Source organism: Synechococcus sp. PH41509 (assembly GCF_020514285.1).
In the GTDB taxonomy this organism is placed as follows: Bacteria; Cyanobacteriota; Cyanobacteriia; order PCC-6307; family Cyanobiaceae; genus Parasynechococcus.
Genome location: NZ_VTLD01000011.1, coordinates 1 through 24,437 on the forward strand (window position 1 = coordinate 1; position 24,437 = coordinate 24,437).

Consider the following 24,437-nt stretch of genomic DNA (forward strand, 5'->3'; position numbering starts at 1 on the left):
GGTGATGGAACTGCAACAGGTGCTGGCGGATGCCCAGGACCTGGAAGACCATCTGGACCTGACCCGGCGCTGGGCCAACGACCGGCGCTTCCAGGTCGGCGTCCACATTCTGCGGCACAAGGGCAACGTCGATGACAGCGGACGGGCCCTCAGCGACATCGCGGCGGCAGCCCTGCGCGCGCTTTATCGCCCGGTTGTCGAGGATCTCGCCCGCAACCACGGCCATCTGGGCGGCTCTGGTCTTGCGGTCGTCGCGCTGGGTAAGATGGGCGGGCGCGAAATGACGGTCTCTTCCGACCTCGACCTGATCCTCCTCTATGAACCCTCGCCGGCGCACACCCAGTCGGACGGCGCCAAGCCGCTGGACCCGCCGCGCTACTATGCGCGTCTCGCCCAGCGCCTGATCAACGCGGTAACCGCGCAGACCGCGGAGGGAACCCTCTACGAGATCGACATGCGCCTTCGGCCGTCAGGCAACGCCGGCCCGATCGCCACCTCGCTTTCTGCTTTCCGCCGCTACTATGCGGAGCAGGCCTGGACCTGGGAACACATGGCGCTTACCCGCGCCAGGGTCATCGCCGGCCCACCGGAGTTCTGCTCCCGGGTGGAAGACTGTCTGCGGCAGGTTCTTCTTCAGCCGCGCCAGGGCGACAACCTGCTGGCCGATGTCGCCGCCATGCGCCGGCGCCTGCACAAAGAGAAGCCGGCAAAGTCGCTTTGGAGCGTCAAATACACCCCTGGCGGACTGATCGATCTGGAATTCCTGGCCCAGTACCTGCAATTGCGCGAGGCAGCAAGGCACCCAGAGGTGCTGGCGACCGCGACCCAGGAGGCTTTCGCTGGCCTGGCTGCCGCCGGCATCCTCGACGAGCAGAAAGCCGCCGCGCTGATCGATGCGACCCGCTTCCTGCGTCAGGTGCAAGAGGCTTTGCGCCTCACCGTCGGCCCGGCCTTCGATGCCGACACGCTCTCGCCGGCGCTTCAGGCGGCGCTTGCCGGCAGCGTGGGCATGCCGGATTTCACGGCGCTGCGCGCAAATCTGGTCGAGACCCAGGACTGGGTACACCGGCTTTTTGTCGAGATAATCGACGACCCGGCACCACCCAGCGGTCAACAGCCGAAGAACATCGCCCTGGGATAGCTCATCCGGCGACTACGGCCTTGACCTTGCCGGTGAGCGCACGACCTTTAGACGACAGAATTGCTTTTTCGATACAAAGATGAAGGGAGATGTTTGGGAATGATCGAAGTTGGAAAGAAAGCGCCAAGCTTCAAGGCGGCCACAGATGGCAATGGCTCGGTTGCCTTGAAAGATCTGAAAGGCAAAAAGGTGATCCTGTACTTCTATCCCAAGGACGACACACCGGGATGCACCGCCGAGGCCTGCAGCTTCCGCGACAACACGGAGAGCTTTGCTGCACTCGATGCGGAGGTCTGGGGCATCAGCGGTGATGACGCCGTCAGCCATCGCCGTTTTGCCACCCGCCACAACCTGAAGTTCCCGTTGCTGTGCGACCGCAACAACGCCCTGCGACGCGAAATGGGAGTTCCTAAAGCCCTGGGTCTTTTGCCCGGTCGCGTCACCTACATCGTCGATGGCGAGGGGGTGATCCGACACACCTTCAGCAACCTGCTTGATGGCCCGGCCCATGTACGGGAAGCACAGCAGGTGCTGAATCAGCTGCGCGGCTGAGCATGGTCAACTGGCGTCAGCTGGGTCCGATCTGGCAGCTGCGGCCTGCCGCACCAACTGGGCTGATCGAATTCATCGGCGGCAGCTATCTGGCAGCGACACCGCAGCTGAGCTATCGGAGGTTGCTGGAAGACCTTGTGGCCGATGGCCTCGCTGTGCATGCCTGGGCCTACGTGCCTGGATTTGATCATCAGCGGCAGGCCCGCGATGCCTGGAGCGCCTTCCGCTCGGCGCGACGCCAACTGGAGGAGCGATGCGGAACCCTGGCAAGTCCACTTCGCCTCGGCCACAGCCTGGGTTGCAAGCTTCATCTGCTGGCCCCCGATGGTGGGCGCGGCAGCAGGGCACTGATCGCCCTGAGCTTCAACAACTTCAACGCCGACCGTTCGATTCCGCTGCTCGGCGAACTCGCGCCACGGCTAGGGGTGGACACCGAATTCAGTCCCAGTCCAGCCGAAACGCTTCGCTTGATCGGCCGCCACTATCAGCAGGAGCGGAATCTGGTGGTGCGATTCGGGCGTGATGAGCTTGATCAAAGTGGCGACCTGATACAGGCGCTGAAACAACGACCTTCGGATTGCAGCTCAACCCTTGAGCTTCCCGGGGATCACCTCACCCCAGCCAGTGCCGGGCTGCGACGCAGCTTTCTCGGGGACTGGGCGGATGACCCCAAACGGGTGGCGGTCATCCGACAGTTGAGCAGAACGATCTGCAGCTGGAGCAGCTGAGCCTCTGCGGCCCCGAGGCAATCAGGCCCTGAGTCGATCCAGAACGGAGCGGTCTTCCAAGGTGCTGGTGTCGCCACTGACCTCCTGACCCGCCGCCAGGGCACGCAAGATCCGGCGCATGATCTTTCCACTGCGGGTCTTGGGCAGGGCATCACTGCAACGGATCTCATCCGGCCGCGCGATCGGACCAATTTCCGTTCCGACATGGGCCCGCAACTCCTTCACCAGGGCGTCATCACCGTCACGGCCAGCCTCCAGGGTGACAAAGGCGACGATTCCTTCGCCCTTGAGGTCATCGGGCCGACCCACCACTGCCGCCTCTGCCACAGCGGGATGACTGACCAGAGCAGATTCGATCTCCATCGTGCCGAGACGGTGGCCCGAGACGTTGATCACGTCATCGACGCGACCCATGACCCAGAAGTAACCATCGGCATCCCGGCGAGCGCCATCCCCAGCGAAATAGAGATAAGAGCCATCGGCAGGACGGATGTGTTCCCAGTAACTCTCGCGGAAGCGTTGGGGGTTTCCGTGCACGGTGCGCATCATCCCGGGCCATGGGGCACGCACCGCCAGATAGCCGCCTTCATCGGCACCACAACTGTTGCCTTCCGCATCGATGATGTCGGCCTGAATACCCGGCAGAGGCAGGGTGGCGGAGCCTGGCTTGGTGGGCGTTGCTCCCGGCAGAGGGCTGATCATCACTCCACCGGTTTCGGTCTGCCACCAGGTGTCGACGATCGGACAGCGATTGCCTCCAATCACATCGCGATACCACATCCATGCCTCCGGATTGATCGGTTCGCCGACCGTGCCCAAGAGGCGGAGGCTGCTCATGTCGAACTGATCAGGAACGGCTCGACCGTTCTTCATGAAAGCCCGGATCGCTGTAGGGGCCGTATAGAAGATCGTGATCCCATGCTTCTGAATCAACTCCCAGAAGGCGCCGGGATTGGAGGGTCGCGGTGCGCCTTCATACATCACCGTCGTTGCACCGTTCGATAAGGGGCCGTAAACGATGTAGCTGTGGCCGGTAATCCAGCCCACATCGGCGGTACACCAGAAGACATCCTCATCACGGATGTCGAAAATCCACTGGAATGTGAGGTGGGCCCAAAGGTTGTAGCCGGCGGTGGTGTGCACAACACCCTTGGGTTTGCCCGTGGAGCCGGAGGTGTAGAGAACAAAGAGGCGATCCTCGCTGGCCATGGGCTCAGCGGCGCAGTCAGCGCTCTGGCCCTCCACCAGGTCATGCCACCACTGATCGCGACCGGCGACCATCTGCACGTCCTGCTTGGTGCGCTGCACAACGAGCACTCCGGTCACAGAAGGGCAGGCACCATCGGCAAGAGCCGCATCCACCGCGGGTTTAAGCGACACCGGTTTGTCCTTGCGGAAGCCGCCATCGGCGGTGATCACCGCTTTCACCTCACCATCGTTGATACGGTCCCTAAGGGCTTCAGCCGAAAAGCCACCGAACACCACTGAATGGGGTGCGCCAATGCGAGCGCAGGCCAGCATTGCGATCGCCGCCTCAGGCACCATTGGCATGTACAGCGCCACGAGATCGCCTTTGCCGATCCCCATGGCCTTCAAACCGTTCGCGGCTTTGCAGACCTCAGCGTGCAGTTGCCGATAAGTGAACCGGCGCACATCACCCGGTTCCCCTTCCCAAATCAGCGCTGTTTTCTGTGCCGTTGGACCGTCGAGATGTCGATCCAGGCAGTTGTAGGAGAGGTTGGTGGTTCCGCCCTCAAACCAGCGGGCGAAGGGGGGATTTGACCAATCGAGCACGGTGTGGAAGGGCTCGAACCAGTGGAGTTCACGGCGGGCGGCATCGCCCCAGAACGCATCAGGATCGTCTTTGGCCGCATCGGCCATCGCCCGATAGGCATCCAGGCTGCCAATGCGGGCTTTGGCGGAGGTGTCTGCTGGCGGCTCAAACACCCGCTGCTCCTGTAGGACGCTTTCGATGGTGGTGTTGGAGTCGGTCACAGCAGACTGTGCGGTGCATCTCCTCGAAGGGTAAGGAGCAAGACCCCGCTTGATCCAGGTCCCGTATCAATCCGTCGGACGATGCAGCGGAAGATGGAGCGGACGATGCGAAAAGATTGAGTTGGGCATCGCCGTTCCGGGATGAAATTGCCACCTGCCGCTTGCCTGTTCGATCTAGACGGGCTTCTGCTCGACACCGAACCGCTGCATGGCCGTGGCTGGTCGGAAGCCGCGGCCCATTTCGGCACACAGTTGAGTGATGCCCAGTTGATGCAGTTGAAGGGCCGCCGCCGACTCGACTGCGCAGCTCAGGTGGATGCTTGGCTGGCCACACCGGTTGGCGTGGAGGCCCTATTGGCTGTGCAGCAGCCGATCGTTCGTGCCCTGCTGCCCGATGCCTCCGCGATGCCCTCAGCGCAGGAGCTGGTAGAGCGCTGCAACAGCCAGGGCATCCCCATGGCTCTGGTCACCAGCAGCAGCCGCGTCGCCGTTGAATTCAAATCACGCCCTCACCCCTGGCTCGAGCAAATCCGGGAACGGGTCTACGGCGATGACCCTGACCTTGCAGCGGGCAAACCCGACCCCGCACCCTTCCTACTTGCAGCACAGCGGCTCGGCCTCAACCCACAGCACTGCTGGGCCCTTGAAGATTCACAGGCCGGAAGCCAGTCTGCTCACCGTGCCGGATGTCAGGTCTGGCTGGTGAATGCATCCGGTTCAAGTGATCCTGACTTCACCACCAATCCCTGTGAAATCAACAGTCTTGCCGTTGTTCTGAAGCTGTTGATCAGTACAGACGGCTGAGAACAAATTCCGGCAATTCCATCAAGGCTCGCTGGGCAGGAGACTCCGGCAGCCAAGCGATCGATTCACGGGATTCGCGAGCAAATGTTTCGGCAAGTTCACGGGTGCGTTCAATCGCTTTGGACGCCCGCACCATCTCCAGGGCTTGGTCAAGGTCACCGGGCTCTGAAAACTGGCGATCGATCAACGGTTGCAGCGATGGATGCTCCTCAAGGGCGTAAAAGGTGGGAGCGGTGAGATAGCCACTGGCGAGATCACTTGCCGCTGGCTTTCCGAGCTGCTGGTCACTTCCAGTGAAATCAAGGATGTCGTCAACAACCTGGAACGCCAGACCAAGCTGGCGACCAAATTGATAAAGGTCGTCGAGCTGTGACGGAGAGCAACCGCTGAGAACGCCTGCAGCGCGGCAACTATTGGCAATCAACGATGCCGTCTTGCAGTAACTCTTTTCGAGGTAGGTCTCAAAGGTCTGAGCTGTGTCGAAGCGGTACAGGCCCTGTTTGATCTCACCATCCGCAAGATCCATGATCACGCGGCTGAGCAGCTTCACCACTTCGAGGTCATCGAGGTTGGCCAGGTGCCAGCTGGCTTGCGCGAAGAGAAAGTCTCCGGCGAGAACAGCGACGCGGGCGTCAAAGCGGCTGTGGACCGTGTCCACGCCACGCCGAGTCGAGGCTTCGTCAACCACATCGTCGTGAACGAGCGAAGCGGTATGGATCATCTCTGTGATCTCAGCCAACCGTCGGTGGCGGGGTGAAAGCTCACCTTTGTCGGACAGAGCCCTGGACAGCAGCAGGACAATCCCCGGTCGCAAACGCTTACCGCCGGCGCTGAACAGGTGCTCCGCTGCGGCCTGAAGAATGGGATGACCTGCCCCAATCAGGCTGCGCAGGTCTCCGAGCAGGGTTTCAAGGTCGTTCTCCACCGGTTGGAGTAGCTCGGTGACGGTGCTCATGACTCCCCTCGGCGCCGCGATCCTAGTGGCCCCATGCTCAGTCCTGCAGCAGCTGGAGGCTGACGGCAGGCCGCTGCCCCAGCCAGGGGGTGGCGCGCATCGCGAAGCCATCGGGGTCAGCGGTGACACAAAACCGGCAGCTCTCCAATGAAAACGGACTTTGAATCTGCGAAATCGGGTCCGGAGGCCCTAGGAGCGCGTCCAATTGACGGGCCACGCCGATGGCGGGATCAATGATCTGGACAGACTCCGGAAGCATCTGGCGCAACAGAGGCACCAGCAACGGGTAATGGGTGCACCCCAACACGATCGACTCGACTGAAGCCGCTAACAGAGGTTCGAGATAAGCCTGGGCTGCACGGCGCAGATCTTCACTGTTCATATCGCCGGCTTCGATCAGGGGAACAAAGGCAGGACAGGCCTGCTCAATCACCACCGACCCGGGGTGAAGCGCTTCGATGCTGACCCGATAGGCCGAGGAGGCGACGGTGGCGGGAGTGGCCAGCACACCAACACGGGGGGTCTCCACCATCGCAGCGGCTGCACCAATCAGACCGATGACCGGAGCCCCGGCCTGCCCCTCAGCCACATCCCTCGCCAAGGCGTTGGTGGTGTTGCAGGCCATCACCACCGTGGTCACCTGCTGGTCACTCAGCCAACCCACTACTTCAGCGGCGATGCGACGGATGTCATCCGGTTGACGATTGCCGTACGGCACCCGCGCCGTGTCACCGAGGTAGACGCAGGGAACCGCCCCATGGCGCTCAAGCACCCGCCGGAGAACCGTCAAGCCACCGAGTCCACTGTCGAAGAATCCCAGCAGTTGAGGCGTCATCGCACCTCCTGCTTCAGGTAATTGAGGATGCCGGCCGCCAGGGCCAAGGCCAACCGGCGGCGATGGTCAGCGTTCGCAAGACGCGGCGCATCAATCGCTCCAGTGACAAATCCCATCTCAACGAGGGCCGAGGGCATGGTGGTGCGGCGGATCACGAAAAAACGACCGCGTCTGACACCACGATTTGGTGTGCCGGGAGACACATCCATCATCTGCTGCTGCAGATAGGACGCCAGGCGGCCAGATCGAGGGTCCGAGAAGAAAAAGGTCTCGATCCCATTCACATCCGGACGGTTCATGCTCAAAGCATTGGCATGGATGCTCACGAAGGCGGTTGCCCCTGTTCGATTCGCGAGAGACACCCGCGGCGGCAGGTCCACATCCACTTCACGCGTACGGGTCATCCGAACATCCACGCCGCGCGCCCGGAGCAGGTCTGCAACCTGCAGCGACACATCAAGAACCACATTGGTCTCGCGCAAGCCACCAATGCCGATCGCCCCAGGATCTGGACCACCGTGACCAGGGTCGATCACGATGCGATAGCGATTACGGGCAACCGTCGGCAGACCAGAAGGATCAACCGGCGTCCGGGTGGGACGGAATCCACTCGGTGGAAGCCAGGCTGTGGCGCGACCCGTCAAATCGCCTTCGCCAAAGTCATCGAGCCCACGGGTAGGAAGACCGGTGAAAACCAGTTCCCAGCGATCCGGAGCGGTTCCACGCAAACGCAAATCGTTGGGGTTGAGATCCACATCTGGACGAAATTCCACGACCAGACGTGTGGCACCGACGCGGGGCTTACCCAGCCGGATTTCACGTACGGCGCCCCGACCAGCCAACCGCCGCGGGAACTTCAACTCCCCAGGAATATCAATCCAGACCCGGGTTCCACGACCATCGCTGGCAGCCTGAAAAAAGGCTTCCAACCGAGCGTTCCGGCTCGTACGCAGCTTGAGCACCCCTTCTTCGGTGAAGGCCCAGGCCGCCAGGGCACTGGCAGCTCGGGCGGGCAAGCCCTGGGTAAAAGCAGTGCACTGCAAGGCCGCGGCCAGAAGCCAGGCCAGTCGTCGGGACGACGCTGGAGGCATGGTGCTCAGAACAGGGCGGGCTGACGATGCCGAAGGCTCGGCATCTGGCCCCGAACATGACCGAGGTGATTGGTGTTGACCGGAGCAATAGCCGCTCCAGCCTGAACACCCGCATCGGCAAGGACCGTGCCCCAGGGATCAATCACCAGAGCGTGTCCGTGGCTCTGTCGGCGACCGTGGTGGACCCCCGTCTGCGCTGGGGCAAGCACATAAGCCGTGTTCTCGATGGCCCTGGCCTGAAGAAGAACCTGCCAGTGGTCTTTTCCGGTGAACGCAGTGAACGCTGCAGGAATCATCAACAGATCTGCGCCGGCGCCGACGAGATGGCGATAGAGCTCAGGAAACCGCACGTCGTAGCAAATGGACAGCCCCACCTTGCACAGACCGGGAATGTCGACAACAGGAGGCAAATCACGCCCCGGGTCCACCGTTGCCGACTCGCGGTAGGTGTTGCCGTCCGGCAGGTCGACATCAAATAAATGAATTTTGTCGTATCGGCCCAGGAGCATGCCGTCACGGTCGACGAGCTCCGAGCGGTTCAGCGTGCGTGATCCATCACCCACCGGAACAGGAAAGCCACCACCAAGAAGCGCCACCTGATACCGGCGCGCCATGGTCACCAGAAAGCGACTGCACTGTTCAGCCAGCGTTGGGGCCAGTGCCAGGCGCCGGCTGTCCTCCCCCATAAAGGCGAAATTCTCGGGAAGACCAATCAGTTCAGCACCACGGCGTGCGGCTAGATCGATCTGCTCCTCAGCAGCATTGAAATTGAGCTCCGGATCCTGACTGCTCGTCAGCTGAACAGCAGCCGCCAGGAAGTCGCTCACATGAATTGATCAGATCATCGGATTTTACTGAGGGTCAGGCCGCCCGAAGCACCCCGGGTTCGACCTGTGTCGGAACAACACTGAGCTGATCAAGACCAGCACAGCAGCGGAAATCGTCATCGTGATCCCCCAGGCCAATCAAACGCTGCCCATGGGTCGCCGTGCGAAGGCACGCTTCTGGATCGGATTGCCACTGACGCCAGAGGGAAACGGCAGAGGTGAGTTCATCGTTGGCGGCGTTGCTCCCCGTGGGATCCAGCTCAAGCAACCGATGGGCCAACGCTCCAGCAGCCAGTGAATCTTCTAAGGAATAAGCACCCTCCCAACCGCTGCCAACAATTGCTAGTTGGCTGGGTTGTTTCGCCAGCAGACGCTGCGCAACGGCTTCGCGATTCGGCAGCGCCGCCGTCAAAAGCAGGGGGACTTCACGCACACGATCCAAGGCACGCGTGCCGTTGGTGGTGCTCATAAACAGACGCTTGCCAGCCACCCGCTCCGGCACGACCGCAACGGGCGAATTGCCAAGGTCAAATCCCTCCAGCATCTTCCCCCCGCGCTCACCAAGCAGCAGACGCGAGTCAGCGGGCCACGCCGCTGATGCCGCCCGGAGGTCGTCGAGGCTGGCGAAGGCCTGCACCGCCTCGGCACCGTTATGCAACGCCCAGGCGATGGTGGTGGTGGCCCGCAACACGTCAATCACCACCGCCGCATCAGGGCGAAAGTCCTGCGGCATTTCTGCCGGCACATGGAAGTAGAAGATCTGCATGGCCACGCTGAACACCGGCGTGCGACACAGTACCGAGACCGCTGCGCCAAGACCGTCATCCCATGGCCCTGTTCCAATCCGGTCCGGCCACTAGAGATCTGCGGGGCTTCCTGAAACTCCTCGAGGACCGTGGTCAGTTGCGACGGATCACGGCACCTGTAGACCCCGACCTCGAGCTGGCAGCCATTGCCGACCGGGTCCTGAGCCAGGGAGGTCCGGCCTTGCTGTTCGAGAACGTGATCGGCTCCTCGATGCCGGTGGCCGTCAACACCCTCGGCACCGTGGAACGGGTGGTCTGGAGCATGGGTCTCGAACGGGCTGAACAACTGGAGGAGTTGGGCTCACGTCTCGCTTTGCTTCAACAACCCAGACCACCCAAAGGCCTCCAGGAGACCAAACAATTTGCCCGCGTCTTCTGGGATCTGGTCAAGGCCAAACCCGACCGCGACCTCACACCTCCCTGCCGGCAGCAGGTGTTTCGCGGCGATGAGATCAATCTCGACAACATTCCCCTGATCCGCCCCTGGCCAGGTGATGCGGGGGGTGTGATCACCCTCGGCCTAGTGATCACCAAGGATCCCGAAACCGGGGTCCCCAACGTGGGCGTTTATCGACTTCAGAAACAGTCGTTGAACACGATGACCGTGCACTGGCTGAGTGTGCGTGGAGGAGCACGCCACCTGCGCAAAGCCGCGGCCATGGGCAAGAAGCTTGAGGTGGCGGTGGCCATCGGCGTGCACCCGCTGCTGGTGATGGCCGCCGCAACGCCTATTCCTGTGCAGCTGAGTGAATGGCTGTTTGCTGGGATCTATGCGGGTGAGGGCGTTCGTCTAGCTCCCTGCAAAACAATCGACCTGCAGGTACCCAGCCACAGCGAAGTGGTGCTGGAAGGAACCATCACCCCAGGGGAGGTGCTGCCGGATGGGCCCTTCGGAGATCACATGGGGTTTTACGGCGGTGTGGAGGACTCACCTCTGGTGCGCTTCCACTGCATGACCCAACGGCGTGATCCGGTGTTTCTCACCACCTTCAGCGGCCGCCCTCCGAAGGAAGAAGCGATGTTGGCTATCGCGCTGAACCGGATCTACACACCGATCCTGCGGCAGCAGATTCCGGAAATCACCGACTTCTTCCTGCCGATGGAAGCGCTCAGCTACAAGCTGGCGGTGATCTCGATTGACAAGGCTTATCCGGGGCAGGCCAAGCGTGCTGCCATGGCGTTCTGGAGTGCCCTGCCGCAATTCACTTACACCAAATTCGTGGTGGTGGTGGACAGCCACATCAACGTGCGCGATCCACGCCAGGTGGTCTGGGCCATCGCGGCCCAGGTGGATCCCCAACGTGACCTCTTCACCCTGGAGAACACGCCCTTCGACACGCTGGACTTCGCCAGCGAACAACTGGGCCTGGGAGGACGACTGGCCATCGATGCCACCACCAAGGTCGGACCCGAAAAGAATCACGACTGGGGCGAACCCCTTAGCCGTCCGGCGGATCTGGAACAACGGGTCAGCGACCGCTGGTCTGAGCTGGGTCTGGATGACCTCGGCGACGACGACCCCGATCCCAGCCTGTTCGGCTATGCCCTCGACCGACTGATTCAGGGCCTGAAGACCGGCCAATAGGATCAGCCCAACGACGTTGCGACCTTGAGCGGCACAGGCCAATCCGACGACCCCCGTGAGCTCAAGGCCGGAGGAAGCCTCAAGGGACGCGTGAAAGTCCCCGGCGATAAATCGATCTCGCATCGATCCCTGCTGTTTGGCGCCATCGCCGAGGGCACCACAACGATCGATGGCCTGCTCCCAGCAGAAGACCCCCTGAGTACAGCCGCCTGTCTGCGGGCGATGGGCGTCACCATCAGCCCCATCACCGACGGCGGCATCGTCACCGTTGAGGGCATGGGCCTGGATGGATTGCAGGAGCCCGCAGAAGTACTCGACTGCGGTAATTCCGGCACCACCATGCGACTGATGTTGGGTCTGTTAGCGGGCCGAGACGGTCGACATTTCGTGCTGGATGGCGACGCATCCCTGCGCCGCCGCCCGATGCGTCGTGTGGGCCAGCCGTTGGCCTCGATGGGTGCTGATGTTCGCGGCCGTGATGGGGGCAACCTGGCCCCTCTTGCGGTCCAGGGGCGACGCCTCAAAGGAACCGTGATCGGTACGCCGGTGGCCAGTGCTCAAGTCAAGTCGGCCTTGCTCTTAGCCGCCCTCACCGCGGAGAGCCCGACCACCGTCATCGAACCGGCGCAGTCCCGCGATCACAGCGAACGGATGCTGAACGCCTTCGGTGCCGATCTCACTGTGGGCGGCGAAATGGGGCGGCACATCAGCGTGCGTCCCGGCGCCACCCTGCATGGCCAGAACGTGGTTGTGCCCGGTGATATCAGCTCAGCAGCCTTCTGGCTTGTCGCTGGAGCCCTCATTCCAGGAGCCGATCTCACCATCGAGAATGTGGGGCTCAACCCAACACGTACCGGAATCCTGGAGGTGTTGGAGCAGATGGGTGCCCAGATCGAGGTGCTCAACCCCCGCGATGTAGCGGGCGAACCTGTCGGCGACCTGAGGGTGACCCACGGACCCTTGAAACCGTTCCACTTCGGCGAGGAAATCATGCCCCGCCTCGTGGATGAGGTGCCCATCCTCAGTGTCGCCGCCTGTTTCTGCGACGGCGAGAGTCGGATCAGTGGGGCGTCTGAACTGCGGGTCAAAGAAACCGATCGTCTTGCGGTGATGGCTCGCCAGCTCAAGGCCATGGGGGCCGACATTGATGAACATGAGGACGGCATGACCATCCGCGGCGGGCGACCGCTCAAGGGAGCTGTTCTGGACAGCGAAACCGATCACCGGGTAGCGATGAGCCTTGGCGTCGCCGCGATGCTGGCCGATGGCAACTCCAGCCTGGCGAGAAGCGAAGCGGCAGCCGTGTCTTATCCCTCGTTCTGGGACGAGCTTGACCGGCTCCGCTGCTGACCTCGGCGCTCTCAGCGTCTACCCAACGGCTGACGGAAGTTTCAGCCTGCACAGCGATCACTTCGGGGAGGCCTTTCACAACTCGGCGGGGGCCCTGAATGAGGCCCGCGCCAAGTTCGTCCAGCCGGCGGAGCTGCAGCGCTTCAGCAACGGCCATGCCCTAAGAATCCTGGATGTCTGCCTGGGCCTTGGGTACAACACCGCCGCGGTGCTGGAGGCCCTGCCGACGGCAGAACCCGTCGTTCAGTGGTGGGGCCTGGAGCTGGACCGACGGCCCCTGGAACAGGCCTTGGGCCAGGTCAGCTTCAAAAAGCTATGGCCAGCGCCTGTGTTGGACAAACTCGAAGCCATCCGCGATCAGGGCGGCTGGCAGGAGCACAACAGCCGCGGCATCCAGCTCTGGGGGGATGCCCGTCCAATGCTCCAGGAGATTCCTGAGTGCGTTCGCTTCGATCTGATTCTTCTGGACGCCTTCTCCCCCCAGCGCTGCCCGGAACTGTGGAGCGAGGAATTCCTGGGAGCCCTGGCGCGTCGCCTGGCACCGCAGGGACGGCTGCTGACCTACAGCCGTTCAGCAGCGGTGCGGACCAGCCTCAAACGGGCAGGCTTGCGCTTGTTTTCACTGCTGCCAGCCCCCGGCGAGCGGGTGGGATGGAGCAGCGGCACGCTGGCCACACCGCCGGACGCCACCTGTCCACAGGAAGGCCCCGGTTGGCGCCCCCTGTCGGCCATGGAGTGGGAACACCTGCAGACACGAGCAGCCGTACCGTTTCGCGATCCCCAGGGCAACGCCACAGCCGACACCATCCTTGAGCGACGCCGCGATGAGCAGGGGCATTGCGGCTATGAACCCACCAATGCCTGGCAAAGGCGCTGGCGCGGGGACAGTCCGTCCTGAGCCCGGTAGATTCCGGCCGTCTTCCCCCCGCTCCGCATGCTCGCCGTAGCCGTTCTGGCCGCTGGAAAAGGCACCCGCATGAAGAGCGCACTCCCGAAAGTGCTCCAACCCCTGGCGGGAGCCACCCTGGTGGAACGGGTGCTCGACAGTGCCCGCAACTTGCAACCGGAACGTCGGCTGCTGATCGTGGGCCATCAAGCGGAACGGGTGGAGCAGCAGCTAGCTCCGCTTGGAGGTCTGGAATTTGTCCTGCAGCAGCCACAGAACGGCACGGGCCATGCCGTTCAGCAACTGATTCCCTCGCTGGAGAGCTTCGAGGGCGAACTTCTCGTGCTCAATGGCGATGTGCCACTGCTGAGAAGCGCAACAGTTGAGGCTTTGGTGCAGCACCACCGGGCCAGTGGTGCCGATGTCACTCTGCTCACGGCAAGGCTCGCTGATCCCACCGGTTACGGGCGTGTGTTCGCGGATCCCGACGGACGGGTGAGCGGCATCATTGAGCATCGCGATTGCACCGACGAGCAACGCAACAACAACCTCACCAACGCAGGCATCTACTGCTTCAACTGGAGGGCATTGGCCAACGTTCTGCCAAAGCTCAGCACCGACAACGATCAGGGGGAGCTTTACCTCACCGACACAGTGGCGATGCTGGCGAAGGCCATGCACCTGGAGGTAGCTGATGCCGATGAAGTAAACGGCATCAACAACCGGCGGCAACTGGCCCAGTGCGAGGCCCTGCTGCAACAGCGGCTGCGCCACCACTGGATGGACGAAGGCGTCACCTTCATTGATCCAGACAGTTGCACCCTGAGTGAAGGCTGCAGCTTTGGCCAGGACGTGGTGATCGAACCGCAGACTCACTTCCGCGGAGACTGCGTGATTGGCGACAACTGCCGGATTGGCCCCGGCAGCCTGGTGGAGAACGCATCTCTTGGGGCCAACGTCAACGTGGTGCACTCGGTGGTGCGGGAGGCCAACGTGGGCAACGATGTAGCCATCGGCCCCTTTGCCCACCTCAGGCCGGCCGCGGACGTCGGCGATGGCTGCCGGATCGGCAACTTCGTCGAGGTGAAGAAAAGCCAGCTAGGTGCTGGCACCAAGGTGAACCACCTCAGCTACATAGGTGACGCCAATCTCGGGGACAACGTCAACGTGGGCGCCGGCACGATCACCGCCAACTACGACGGGGTGAACAAGCACCGCACCGTGATCGGCAGCAACAGCAAAACGGGTGCCAATTCCGTGCTGGTGGCCCCCGTCAACGTCGGGGAACAAGCCACCATCGGCGCGGGATCCACCATCACCAAGGATGTGGCCGATGGAGCACTGGCGATTGGACGCGCCCGCCAGATGACCAAGGAGGGCTGGGCCGAACGAAAGGTCTAGAACAGCTCCCTTACAGCCGTGGCAACAGCGGAATCAACCGCTCGAGGGCAACACCTCGGCTGGCCTTCAGCAGCAGCACATCTCCAGAGGTCAGCCAGGCCGAGAGGGGAGCTGCTGCTGCTTCCGGGTTAGTCACCAGCTGAAGATTGGGCAGCGATGCCGCCACCTCAGCCATCGCCGCCCCCTCAGCACCAGCATCCACAAGCACTAGGCCGTCCAACGCAAGCTGAACGGCACGGGCCGCGACCTCACGATGCAACTCGAGGCTGCGTTCCCCAAGTTCCAACATGGTTCCCAGTACGGCAAAACGACGCCCCGGTTGAGCAGCCAACAGGTCAAGGGCCGCTAGAACCGCCTCGGGCGAAGCGTTGTAGGTCTCATCCAGGAGGGTCAACCCACCCTGTTGCAGGCGGCGGTTGCGCCCGCCAGGCACCATCACCTGTATCCCCGGCAACGCCTTGCGGGATACACCCAGCTGATCAGCCACAGCCACGGCCAGCAGCAGATTTCGGGCGTTGTGGCGGCCCTCAAGCTGTAGTGGGAGACGGTCGCCATCGATCAGCAACTGATGCCCATCAATGGCACCGATCAGATCGGCATCAGCCAGATCAGCATCGACCTGGGGATCGTCGACAAGACGCACCCGCAACACGCGGCCGGACCAAACCGCTGCCAGGGCTCTCTCCAGCAGAGGATCACCGGCGGGAATCACCACGGTTCCCTTCGGATGGAGCCCAGCGGTGATTTCACACTTTGCGGCTGCAATCGCCTCCCGACTGCCGAGACGACCAATGTGGGCCGTTCCGATGTTGGTAATCACCGCCAGATCAGGCTCCGTGCAACGGGAGAGACGTTCAATCTCCCCAGGCCCTCGCATGCCCATCTCAATCACCAGGGCACGGTGATCAACATCGGCCTTCAACACCGTGAGTGGCACACCCACGTCGTTGTTGTTGTTGCCTTCACTGGCCTGAATCGGCCCCAGCGGTGCCAATGCCGCCCGTATCAATTCCCGCGTTGTGGTTTTGCCTGCCGAGCCTGTGACAGCCACCAGGGGTTGGGCCAGGGAGCGGCGATGCAGCAAGGCCAACTGCTGATAGGCCAGGAGTGTGTCGTCGACCCGCCAATGCAGCAGATTCGGCGGCAGCGGCTGCGCCCAGCTGCGGTTCACAACAGCTGCCTGACCCTCCCGTTCAGGGAGTTGATCGAGGAAGTGATGGCCATCAAAACGCTCACCAACCAGGGGGACAAAGAAATCACCCACCTGGAGCTGACGGCTGTCAGTACAGACTCGTCCCAAGGCGGTGTCGGGTTCAAACGTGCCGCCCTCAGGTGTTCCCCAGGCATCGATCAGCTGACGCAGCGTCAGGGTCATGCCACCAACCCGAGATCAAAGAGGATCATGCCGCCCCCAACCCGAGCCGACCGCCCCAGCAGTTCGCCCTGTTCACTGAGCAACTGAAGACTGGAGTAGTCCAGATCGAGGGCGGATTGCAGCCAGCTGGAGGCGAGGGTCTGACGCTGGTCGACCGCCATCTGCTCCCACACGTCGACGGACAACTCCAACAGCAAGCGATCCTGCTCCGGAACGGGCTTGGCAGAAAGAAGGAGTCCCTCTGGAACAGCTGTGTCCTGAAACAACTCAAAGAGGGGATCAAAACTGAGTTGGGGCTGGGAAGGCTCCTCTTGTTCCAAAGCCAGCGCGGATTGCACCGGCTCAGGCACGGGTGAGGGTTCCTCCGCCATGGGCTGTGGTGATGGAATCAACTCAAGATCGGGCACCGCAAGGGGAGACTCCCGTGGCATCTCGACCGGCTCCTGACGTGGATCGGTGCTGGCATGGGTCTGCCACCAACGCAGGCCCGCTACGGGAAACAACAACAGCAACACCAGCAGCAAGGGCCAAAAGCTGGGGGCCAGATCCCGAGGCCAGAAGCCTGGGACCGATAGCTCACCTTCTCGGTTGCGGCGCCAGAGCTCCTGGAACCGCAGCCGCAGATCGGCAGCCATGGCCTGCAGATTGCGTCCGAACTCCCGCCAAGGGCTGACGTAGGGAGCCGGAAGGTTGCCTGACAGCTCCCCGCTCTGGGACTCAGATCGGGCCTCAGATTGGGAGTCAGATCGGGCGGGCTCGCTCAAACTCAACTGGATCGACGACCGAAGAGACGATTCAGGGGATTACGACCAGCGGAGGGCATCCCAGAGGGAGCGATGGCCTCTTCAGGCTGGTCCTCAGAACGGGATGGATCTGCGGATTGTCCCTGAGAGAACTGTTCCACAAGGGCAGCATCCGGTGTGGGCTCTTTGATTCCACAGACGTCCTTGTACATGAGGTCGTAATCGACAGCGGAACGATCCCAGCTGTAGTCCTCATTCATGCCGCGTTTCTGCAGCTCGACCCAGCTATCGCGATGGCGGAAGGCCTCCCAGGCCCGCACCAGGGCCGTGTAGAAATCGATCGCTTCAAAACGATCGAAGCAGAATCCAGTGCCGCTCTCGGCAGCGGGGATGTGAGGCGGAACCGTATCGACGAGACCACCAACCTTGCGGACCACGGGGACCGACCCGTAGCGCATGGCATAAAGCTGGCTGATGCCACAGGGTTCAAAACGGCTGGGCATCAGGAAGGCATCACTACCGGCGTAGATCAAACGCGACAGATCATCGTCATAGGTAAGGAAGACGGCGCATCTGCCTGGGTGACGCGAAGCGAGTTGCCAGAGACCGGATTCCAGCCCGCGATCACCGGTCCCCAGCACAACAATCTGCGTGTCGGTGTAGGCCAACAGTCGATCAGCAACCTGCAGCAGAAGATCGACTCCCTTCTGGTCGACGAGGCGACTCACCATGCCGAGAACAAAGGCGTCCTGCCTCACCTCGAGCCCCATCCGCTCCTGAAGCACTTGCTTGCACACCGCCTTACCGGACAGATCATCGGCACTGAAATTCGCCGGCAATGATCTGTCGGTCGCAGGATTCCAGGCATCGAGATCGATGCCGTTCAGGATGCCGCGCAGTTTGCCCGAAATGAAGTTGAGCAGACCATCCAACTTTTCGCCGTACTCCGCCGTGCGGATTTCCTGGGCGTAGGTGGGAGAAACCGCATTGACGCGTTCGGCGTAAAGGAGAGCCGCCGCCATCGTGTGGTCCCCTTGCATGTACCAGGGGCACCAGGTCATCCGATCGAGTTTCCAGCGCCAGGGGCCCTGGTACTTGAGGTTGTGGATCGTGAACACCGTGCTGATTTCCGGGTCCTGATGCATCCACACCGGGATCATCCCGGTGTGCCAGTCATGGCAGTGCAGCACCTGGGGTTTCCAGACATTCCAGGAAAATTCAGCAGCGGCGCTGGCGAAAAAGGTGAAGCGCCAGTCCTCGTCGTCACCGCCGTAGACGCGCTCAGGGTCGAACACCGGGTGACCCACCAAGTAGATGGTCATCCCATTGGTGGGGTGCTTTGTTTCGTAGACGGCAAACTCAGTGCCCATCGTCTGAGCCCGCCAGATCGGATCCGCCGGCACGTTTAGGCGATTCCAAAGCTTGGCGTAGCCCGGCATGATCAGGCGCACGTCATGGCCGAGCTTGGCCAATGCCGGTGGGAGGGACCCGACCACATCGCCCATCCCTCCGACCTTGATCATCGGGGCGCATTCCGCTGCAGCGAAAAGGATGCGCATGTCTGAGATCGGCGTTGGCGCGGCGACTTTAAGGGGAATTTACGAATCTGTTACGTCAGGGGAGCACTGTCACCTGAGTTCCAAGCGACACCTGGCGATACAGGGCACTCACATCCTCGTTGTAAAGCCGCACGCAGCCATGGGAAACGGCCCGTCCCACCGTCCAACGGTGCGGGGTGCCATGGAACCCCGTGGTGGTGCATCCCTTGATCGTGATCCAGGCCTCTCCGTCATGGGCATCACGGCCCATGCAGTCACGATGGAAGGCGATCCAGTGGCTCCCCAAAGGATTGTCTGGCCCCTGCTCCTCCACGCGCTCACCAGTGACCGGATGGACCCACACCGGATTTGGAATCTTCTGCAGCACTTCAAAACGGCCGGAGGGGGTCTCCCAACCAGGCATGCCGATGGCCACAGGGAAGGCGTTGCGCAAGTTGCCGTTATCGAGCAAGAACACACGGCGACGGCCGCGCAGCATCACGACATGGCGATTGGATTGCCCACGCAAATCCTCAGGCAGTGACGCCAGGCCAGCCGGGACTGAATCCATGGCGGCCGCCTGAAGCAGAGGCAGCGGATCCGGCAGAGGAAGAGGCAACATTCCCGTCAAGGTAACCAGCCTGTTTCTGAAAAATCCGGCGGCCTCTTCTCAAGAAAGGCATTGCGACCTTCCAACGCTTCTTCGGTTCTGTAGAAGAGATGGGTGGCATTGCCGGCCAACTCCTGCAGCCCGGCGAGGCCATCGGTTTCGGCATTGAAGGCGGCCTTGAGGCAACGGATGGCCGTGGGGCTGTGCTGCAGCACCTCCCGGGCCCAACGCACCCCCTCCGCCTCCAGCTGATCCAGCGGCACCACGGCGTTAACAAGCCCCATCTCCAGAGCCTCCTTGGCGCCATAGCGTCGGCAGAGAAACCAGATTTCGCGGGCCTTTCGCTGACCAACCACCCGCGCTAGGTAACCCGAACCAAAGCCGCCGTCGAAACTGCCGACCTTGGGTCCAGTCTGTCCAAACACGGCGTTGTCAGCGGCCAAGCTGAGGTCGCAGAGCAAATGCAGCACCTGGCCACCGCCCATGGCGTAGCCAGCCACCAGAGCGATCACCACCTTGGGCAGGCTCCGGATGATGCGCTGCAAATCCAGCACGTTCAAGCGCGGCAGGCCGTCCTCGCCGACGTACCCACCGTCGCCGCGAACACTCTGATCACCGCCGGAACAGAAGGCAAAACCACCATCGCTAGCCGGGCCCACTCCGGTGAACAGCACCACGCCGATGTCACGGTCATCCCGGATGCGCGTGAAGGCATCACAGAGCTCCATCACCGTCTGCGGGCGGAAGGCATTCCTCTTGGCAGGGCGATTGATGGCCACACGAGCCAAGCCGTCCTCGCAACGGTCCACCAGGATGTCCTCGTAGGTGCCCCAGGGTGTCCATCGCGCCGATGGAACACCAGGGAGCACCTGACGGAAGTCACTCATCGGGTTCAGTGCACGCTGCCTTCATTCTGAGCAGCGATGCGCAGCTGCTGACGCAAGGCGGCATCACGACCACGGTCGGTGCACAGCCGCAACAACACCGGTCGCTTCTGCGACAACCCCCATGCCAAGGCCTCCTGGAGGTCATCCAGACAGGCCACCTGGCGCCCAGGGACCCCATGGGCTGCCGCCAAGGCCAGGGGATCCACCTGCTGGGGCATGGCGAAGAGTGATTCGAAGCCCGACGTCTCGATGGGCAGCTGCTGAAAAATGCCACCACCGCCGTTATCGATCAGCAGCACCAGCAGTGGAGGTGGGGCTGCTGCAGAGGAGGCATGCAACCAGCCGTTGCTGTCATGCAGGAGCGCAAGATCACCGGTTACCAGAGCCAGCGGGCCAAGATTCACCGCCAGGCCCATGGCAAGGGACAAGGTGCCATCAATGCCGGAAGCTCCGCGGAAACTGAAGCAACGGTGGCTGCTGCTGGCAGGGCCGCTCCAGGTCAACCAGTCACGCACCGGTGAGCTGGCGGCCAACATCACCGGCAACTGACCTGGCAGCAGCTGGGGAAGCCAGTAGGCCAGGGCGGGTTCGTTGACCGCGCCGCTCAAGGGCAGCTGGGCCTCGATCCACGGCGAGAGATCGTTTCTCCCCGCCGATGGCTTCGGCGTTGCGTCCGGGTCTGGGTGTTGGGGCATCCAGGCAGCCATGCCTCCAGACCACTGGCTGGCGCACCGCAGCTGATCAAGAGGCCTTGGATCTCCTTCCGTGATCAACAGCTGAGGGCCCTGATGGCGCTGAAGCCAGGCCTCCAGCCGCCGGCTGGCGGGCATCGGCCCAAGCCGCAGCACCTGAGCGTTCTCAGGCAAGGCCAGCTCATCCAACTGCAGCTCCCAATGCTCGATGCGGTTGGGGCACTCGGCGGCAAGGGCGGCGAGGGGATCCGCCAGCACAGGCCAGCCGCTGACGTTCAACCAGCGACTCACAGCTTGTTGGTAGGGCGCCAAAGCAGGTGAAAGTCCACGCCAAGCCCCGGCAATCACTACCCCAGGGCGCTCAGGATCAAGGCGAGGCGGAGGCGCAATCTCGAGCGAAGGCTCAGGGCAAGCCGTGGATAAACAGGCCCCCGAGACGAGCTGTTGTTGCTGCTCGAGAGTGGTGTGCAGCGGCTCCTCGAAGGGCAGGTTGAGCTGCACAGGGCCCGGTGGGCCACTGCCTGCCCCCTGGGCCTGCTGCCAAGCCTGAACCGCCAGGGCGTTGAGGGCTTCGTTGGCCTGCATATGAACACCATCTGCCGCTCCACTGCCGAACCAGCGGCAGGCCGCGAGGAGGAAAGATTCCTGATTAACGGTCTGGTTGGCGCCGCAGTTTTTGAGCCGGACGGGGCGATCCGCCGTGAGCAGCAGCAAAGGCTGACAGGAACGGTCCGCCTCAACCGCAGCGGGCAGCAGGTTGGCCACCGCGGTGCCTGAGGTGGTGATCACCGCCACTGCACGTCCATGGGCGGTCGCCATGCCGAGGGCCAGAAACGCGGCCGAACGCTCATCGATGGCCGTGAACAGCTGCAGCTTCGCCTGGGACGCCAACACTCCCGCCGCTGTTGCCAGGGGGCCGGACCGGCTGCCAGGGCAGAGCACCAGCTGCTTCAGCCCCTGGAGGCACAACGCCTCAAGCAAGGTGAGAGCGGCCTGCAAATTGGTGCGGGCGGTGGACAGTGCAGCAGGCCAGGCTGGTGTGATCTTCGGTCAACGATGACCCAACCCACGACACCCGCTCCAGGGGACGACAGCAAGGGCTTCTGGCGCAATCTGATTCTCTGGGCCCTGCTGGCCCTGCTGCTGCGCTGGTTGGTGGTGGAACCGCGTTGGATTCCCTCCGGCTCGATGCTGCCCACCCTGCAACTGCAGGACCGCATCCTGGTGGAGAAAGTCAGGCCACGCCTGGCTCGCAGCCGCCACAGCCATCTGCACCGCGGCGATGTGGTGGTGTTCGCACCTCCAGAGCAGCTCGTGGCCGCTGGCTACGACGCATCGGCTGCGTTGATCAAACGTGTGGTGGGGCTGCCTGGCGATCGGCTGGCCGTGCACGACGGCAGGCTGTTCCGCAACGGCGAACCGGCGGCAGAACCCTGGTTGGCGGAACCGATCAACTACGAGATGGACCAGATCACCGTGCCGGTGGATCAGCTGTGGGTCATGGGTGACAACCGCAATGCCAGCCTTGATTCCCATCTCTGGGGATCACTGCCAGAAACCAATGTGCTGGGCACGGCGATTTGGCGGTATTGGCCGCTGCAGAGGTTCGGTTCGATACGGATCCCCGACACCAGCGCTGGCGGTTCAGACCGAGGGCTTGCGTTAGTGTCAGGGCCGTGATGTACATCACAGAGAATGTTTAACCCCGAATTTCTGACAACTGACAGCAGTGACGGTCAAGCGGGGAACAGTCTGATCCAGTACCTGCAGGAGCAATCGCCAGACACTTTGCAGCGGGTCGCCAAATCAGCAAGCAACGATATTCAAGACATCATTCGCCACAACGTTCAGGGGCTGCTGGGAATGCTCCCTGGCGAGCACTTTGAGGTGAAGGTGACAGCCAACCGCGACAACCTCGCCAACATGCTGGCCTCAGCGATGATGACTGGGTATTTCCTGCGCCAAATGGAACAGCGCAAGGAGCTGGAAGAAACCCTGTTCGCTGATGAACAGATGGCGATCGAGCCGGAAGACGAACTCAAGCTTTGATCACGGGCTGATCAGGCACGACGCCCAGATCCAGCAAACGCTGATCAATGGATCCAAGAAATTCCCAGTTCTCTGAACTGGGGGCCCATTCCCGCTGTTGCAATGACGCGAGCAGTTGTTCAACGGTTTCGGGCGTGAATGTGACTGGCGCGCTGTAGTGGGCCGGCACCAGCCAGCACAACTCAGCCAGGCCACCCAGCTCGTGCAACCAACGCAGAAGTGCGGCCTGTGCCCTAGGCAACACCAACCGCTCAAGCACCGGGGCCACCTGCAGCCTTGGGGCTTCGCTGCCCATCAAGCCATCGGCTGCAGCCTGCCAACCCGGCAGCCAGCGGAAGGGATACAGACCGAAGTGAGCCCGCAGAGAGCGAAGACCTGGCTTGAAGGCATCCCGGAGCAGCTCCGGCAGACCTGGAACTTCCAGCGGTTCCGGTCTCAGATAGGAGGCAAAGAGAACCAATCGGGCCCAGCCGCGGCGGCGGGCCTCTGCCGAATCGGTGAGCGGCTCATCTCCGCGTTCACGGGCATGGAACAACAGCGGCGTTGGGTCAAGATCGAACAAGACCGGGGGTTCAGTACTGATGCCCACCAGGGCGTCGGTCACCAACAGAGCCCCTGACGGACGATGGAAACAGGACACTTCCTGGAAGCGACCGACGCCAAGGTCGAGCGGTCCCAACGACAACCACTCACAAACATCGCCATGGGGGAGACCATCATCGAACAACACCTTGGTGCGGCCTGCCGGAACGCCCAGCCAGGCCAGGGGCAACTGCACCGGAAAGCTCCACTGGCCCGGACAAACCCACACCACCGCATCAGGGAAAGCGCGGGCCAAGGGGCCGAGGGGAAGCTTGTGCTCCAAACCAGACGCGGTGGGAAGCACGATCGAGCGCACCGGACCGTGCTGTTGTTCAAGGCAGGCGATGGCTTGGCAGACCTCTCCGGTGGGCGGCAAGGGGTTCACCAACATCAAGCCACCGGGCACCTTGGCCACAGTGAGCCGCACCGGCACGGCCACGTAATACACCCCCTGCAGCTGCTCAAGGCTCCAGAGCTGGCCTGGGATCAGCTCCCTGAACACAGTGCGACGGCGGCCATAGGGGTAGAGGGGCAGCAGCGGCCAGAAACCCCAACGCTGATCAGCAGGATTCACACCAGCTCCAGCCACCACACTCCCCATTAATGCAGTGATTCTGCAGAGGAATGGATCAGGTCATTGATCAGGCCGATCACTTCATCCCACATCGCTGTGCCCATCACCCCAAGCAGTCGGGTGCGCACAACACGCAGATTCTCTGCTCAACGCAGACCGCTGAACAACTAATAAGTCGGAGCTATCGGAGAGATCAGGACCGCTCAGGCTGAGCGTCGTGTCAGCGCCGCAAACTTCCGTTACATTTGCCGCGTCGGGTTTTCCGACCTTTCTTATTCGCCACCGGGATTCGTCCCACCGGCTTTTTCCGTTCTCATGACCACCACCCTCCAGCAGCGCTCCGGCGCTTCCAGCTGGCAGGCCTTCTGTGAGTGGGTCACCTCCACCAACAACCGTCTGTATGTCGGTTGGTTCGGTGTGCTGATGATCCC

At 62.3% G+C, this 24,437-nt stretch carries 23 protein-coding genes and 1 pseudogene; 11 read left to right on the plus strand and 13 right to left on the minus strand.

From position 1 onward, the window contains the following. The 3 genes from FZZ88_RS04840 to FZZ88_RS04850 all read left to right on the plus strand — a co-directional run. A partial coding sequence (locus tag FZZ88_RS04840; RefSeq protein ID WP_230332834.1) for a hypothetical protein occupies positions 1-1,141 on the plus strand: 1,141 nt, incomplete at its 5' end. A gap of 99 nt (positions 1,142-1,240) precedes the next feature. After that, on the plus strand, positions 1,241-1,693 hold the full coding sequence (locus FZZ88_RS04845) for a peroxiredoxin (protein ID WP_230332835.1): 453 nt from the start codon (positions 1,241-1,243) through the stop codon (positions 1,691-1,693). A gap of 2 nt (positions 1,694-1,695) precedes the next feature. Further along, positions 1,696-2,421, plus strand: coding sequence for a DUF1350 family protein (locus FZZ88_RS04850; RefSeq protein WP_166018159.1), 726 nt, complete (start codon positions 1,696-1,698; stop codon positions 2,419-2,421). A gap of 21 nt (positions 2,422-2,442) precedes the next feature. On the opposite strand, the gene acs is transcribed toward FZZ88_RS04850, so the two are convergent. Then, positions 2,443-4,416 (minus strand): acetate--CoA ligase, encoded by a 1,974-nt coding sequence (gene acs, locus FZZ88_RS04855; RefSeq protein WP_166018157.1) that lies wholly within the window; start codon positions 4,414-4,416, stop codon positions 2,443-2,445. A 141-nt stretch (positions 4,417-4,557) separates the two neighbouring features. On the opposite strand from acs, the gene FZZ88_RS04860 reads away from it, so the two are divergent. Further along, positions 4,558-5,220 (plus strand): HAD family phosphatase, encoded by a 663-nt coding sequence (locus FZZ88_RS04860; RefSeq protein ID WP_166018155.1) that lies wholly within the window; start codon positions 4,558-4,560, stop codon positions 5,218-5,220. Here FZZ88_RS04860 and sds read toward each other — a convergent pair. Genes sds through FZZ88_RS04885 form a run of 5 tightly spaced genes read right to left on the minus strand, consistent with a single transcriptional unit; the run spans position 5,204 to position 9,694 of the window. Continuing rightward, positions 5,204-6,175, minus strand: coding sequence for a solanesyl diphosphate synthase (gene sds / locus FZZ88_RS04865; protein ID WP_166018153.1), 972 nt, complete (start codon positions 6,173-6,175; stop codon positions 5,204-5,206). The genes FZZ88_RS04860 and sds overlap by 17 nt on opposite strands. 37 nt (positions 6,176-6,212) lie before the next feature. Then, positions 6,213-7,010: a glutamate racemase gene (murI, locus tag FZZ88_RS04870; RefSeq protein WP_166018151.1), complete on the minus strand. Its 798-nt coding sequence runs from the start codon at positions 7,008-7,010 to the stop codon at positions 6,213-6,215. Continuing rightward, entirely contained in the window at positions 7,007-8,101 is a 1,095-nt protein-coding gene (locus tag FZZ88_RS04875; RefSeq protein WP_166018149.1) for an N-acetylmuramoyl-L-alanine amidase, read from the minus strand. The genes murI and FZZ88_RS04875 overlap by 4 nt, the downstream gene beginning before the upstream one ends. Before the next feature lie 5 nt (positions 8,102-8,106). Further along, positions 8,107-8,928, minus strand: a complete 822-nt coding sequence (locus tag FZZ88_RS04880; protein WP_166018147.1) for a carbon-nitrogen hydrolase family protein — start codon at positions 8,926-8,928, stop codon at positions 8,107-8,109. 34 nt (positions 8,929-8,962) lie between these two features. Next, entirely contained in the window at positions 8,963-9,694 is a 732-nt protein-coding gene (locus FZZ88_RS04885; protein ID WP_166018145.1) for a 2-phosphosulfolactate phosphatase family protein, read from the minus strand. Between the two features lie 62 nt (positions 9,695-9,756). On the opposite strand from FZZ88_RS04885, the gene FZZ88_RS04890 reads away from it, so the two are divergent. Genes FZZ88_RS04890 through glmU form a run of 4 tightly spaced genes read left to right on the plus strand, consistent with a single transcriptional unit; the run spans position 9,757 to position 14,956 of the window. Then, positions 9,757-11,319, plus strand: a complete 1,563-nt coding sequence (locus tag FZZ88_RS04890) for a UbiD family decarboxylase (protein ID WP_166018143.1) — start codon at positions 9,757-9,759, stop codon at positions 11,317-11,319. 24 nt (positions 11,320-11,343) lie between these two features. Beyond that, positions 11,344-12,669, plus strand: coding sequence for a 3-phosphoshikimate 1-carboxyvinyltransferase (gene aroA, locus FZZ88_RS04895; protein WP_166018140.1), 1,326 nt, complete (start codon positions 11,344-11,346; stop codon positions 12,667-12,669). Continuing rightward, complete coding sequence (locus FZZ88_RS04900; protein ID WP_226423741.1) at positions 12,650-13,567, plus strand: tRNA (5-methylaminomethyl-2-thiouridine)(34)-methyltransferase MnmD; 918 nt, start codon at positions 12,650-12,652, stop codon at positions 13,565-13,567. Before aroA ends, FZZ88_RS04900 begins: the two co-directional genes overlap by 20 nt. Positions 13,568-13,603: 36 nt before the next feature. Continuing rightward, positions 13,604-14,956, plus strand: a complete 1,353-nt coding sequence (gene glmU, locus FZZ88_RS04905; protein ID WP_166018136.1) for a bifunctional UDP-N-acetylglucosamine diphosphorylase/glucosamine-1-phosphate N-acetyltransferase GlmU — start codon at positions 13,604-13,606, stop codon at positions 14,954-14,956. A gap of 10 nt (positions 14,957-14,966) precedes the next feature. Here the strand turns inward: glmU and murF are convergent, their stop codons facing one another. From murF to menD, 6 genes are read right to left on the minus strand one after another with little or no spacing between them, the layout of a single operon-like run. Further along, positions 14,967-16,331 carry a UDP-N-acetylmuramoyl-tripeptide--D-alanyl-D-alanine ligase gene (gene murF, locus FZZ88_RS04910; RefSeq protein ID WP_166018135.1) on the minus strand — a complete coding sequence of 455 codons (1,365 nt, stop codon included), beginning with the start codon at positions 16,329-16,331 and terminating at the stop codon, positions 14,967-14,969. Further along, positions 16,328-17,095 carry a hypothetical protein gene (locus FZZ88_RS04915; RefSeq protein ID WP_226423740.1) on the minus strand — a complete coding sequence of 256 codons (768 nt, stop codon included), beginning with the start codon at positions 17,093-17,095 and terminating at the stop codon, positions 16,328-16,330. The genes murF and FZZ88_RS04915 overlap by 4 nt, the downstream gene beginning before the upstream one ends. A gap of 2 nt (positions 17,096-17,097) precedes the next feature. Continuing rightward, on the minus strand, positions 17,098-18,633 hold the full coding sequence (gene glgA / locus FZZ88_RS04920) for a glycogen synthase GlgA (RefSeq protein ID WP_166018130.1): 1,536 nt from the start codon (positions 18,631-18,633) through the stop codon (positions 17,098-17,100). A gap of 55 nt (positions 18,634-18,688) precedes the next feature. Then, positions 18,689-19,234: a L,D-transpeptidase gene (locus tag FZZ88_RS04925; protein ID WP_166018128.1), complete on the minus strand. Its 546-nt coding sequence runs from the start codon at positions 19,232-19,234 to the stop codon at positions 18,689-18,691. Positions 19,235-19,239: 5 nt separating this feature from the next. Further along, complete coding sequence (gene menB, locus FZZ88_RS04930) at positions 19,240-20,109, minus strand: 1,4-dihydroxy-2-naphthoyl-CoA synthase (protein WP_166018126.1); 870 nt, start codon at positions 20,107-20,109, stop codon at positions 19,240-19,242. Positions 20,110-20,114: 5 nt separating this feature from the next. Beyond that, entirely contained in the window at positions 20,115-21,800 is a 1,686-nt protein-coding gene (gene menD / locus FZZ88_RS04935; RefSeq protein WP_166018124.1) for a 2-succinyl-5-enolpyruvyl-6-hydroxy-3-cyclohexene-1-carboxylic-acid synthase, read from the minus strand. A gap of 57 nt (positions 21,801-21,857) precedes the next feature. On the opposite strand from menD, the gene lepB reads away from it, so the two are divergent. Both lepB and FZZ88_RS04945 read left to right on the plus strand, forming a co-directional pair. After that, entirely contained in the window at positions 21,858-22,481 is a 624-nt protein-coding gene (lepB, locus tag FZZ88_RS04940; protein WP_166018122.1) for a signal peptidase I, read from the plus strand. Positions 22,482-22,496: 15 nt separating this feature from the next. Beyond that, positions 22,497-22,850 (plus strand): DUF760 domain-containing protein, encoded by a 354-nt coding sequence (locus tag FZZ88_RS04945; RefSeq protein WP_115023423.1) that lies wholly within the window; start codon positions 22,497-22,499, stop codon positions 22,848-22,850. Here FZZ88_RS04945 and FZZ88_RS04950 read toward each other — a convergent pair. Beyond that, a complete protein-coding gene (locus tag FZZ88_RS04950) occupies positions 22,840-24,033 on the minus strand; it encodes a DUF4336 domain-containing protein (protein ID WP_166018120.1) in 1,194 nt (397 codons plus the stop codon). The two genes, FZZ88_RS04945 and FZZ88_RS04950, sit on opposite strands and share 11 nt — an antisense overlap. Before the next feature lie 288 nt (positions 24,034-24,321). Between FZZ88_RS04950 and FZZ88_RS04955 the strand changes: the two are divergent. Then, a pseudogene (locus FZZ88_RS04955) lies at positions 24,322-24,437 on the plus strand (photosystem II q(b) protein); the annotation flags it as partial.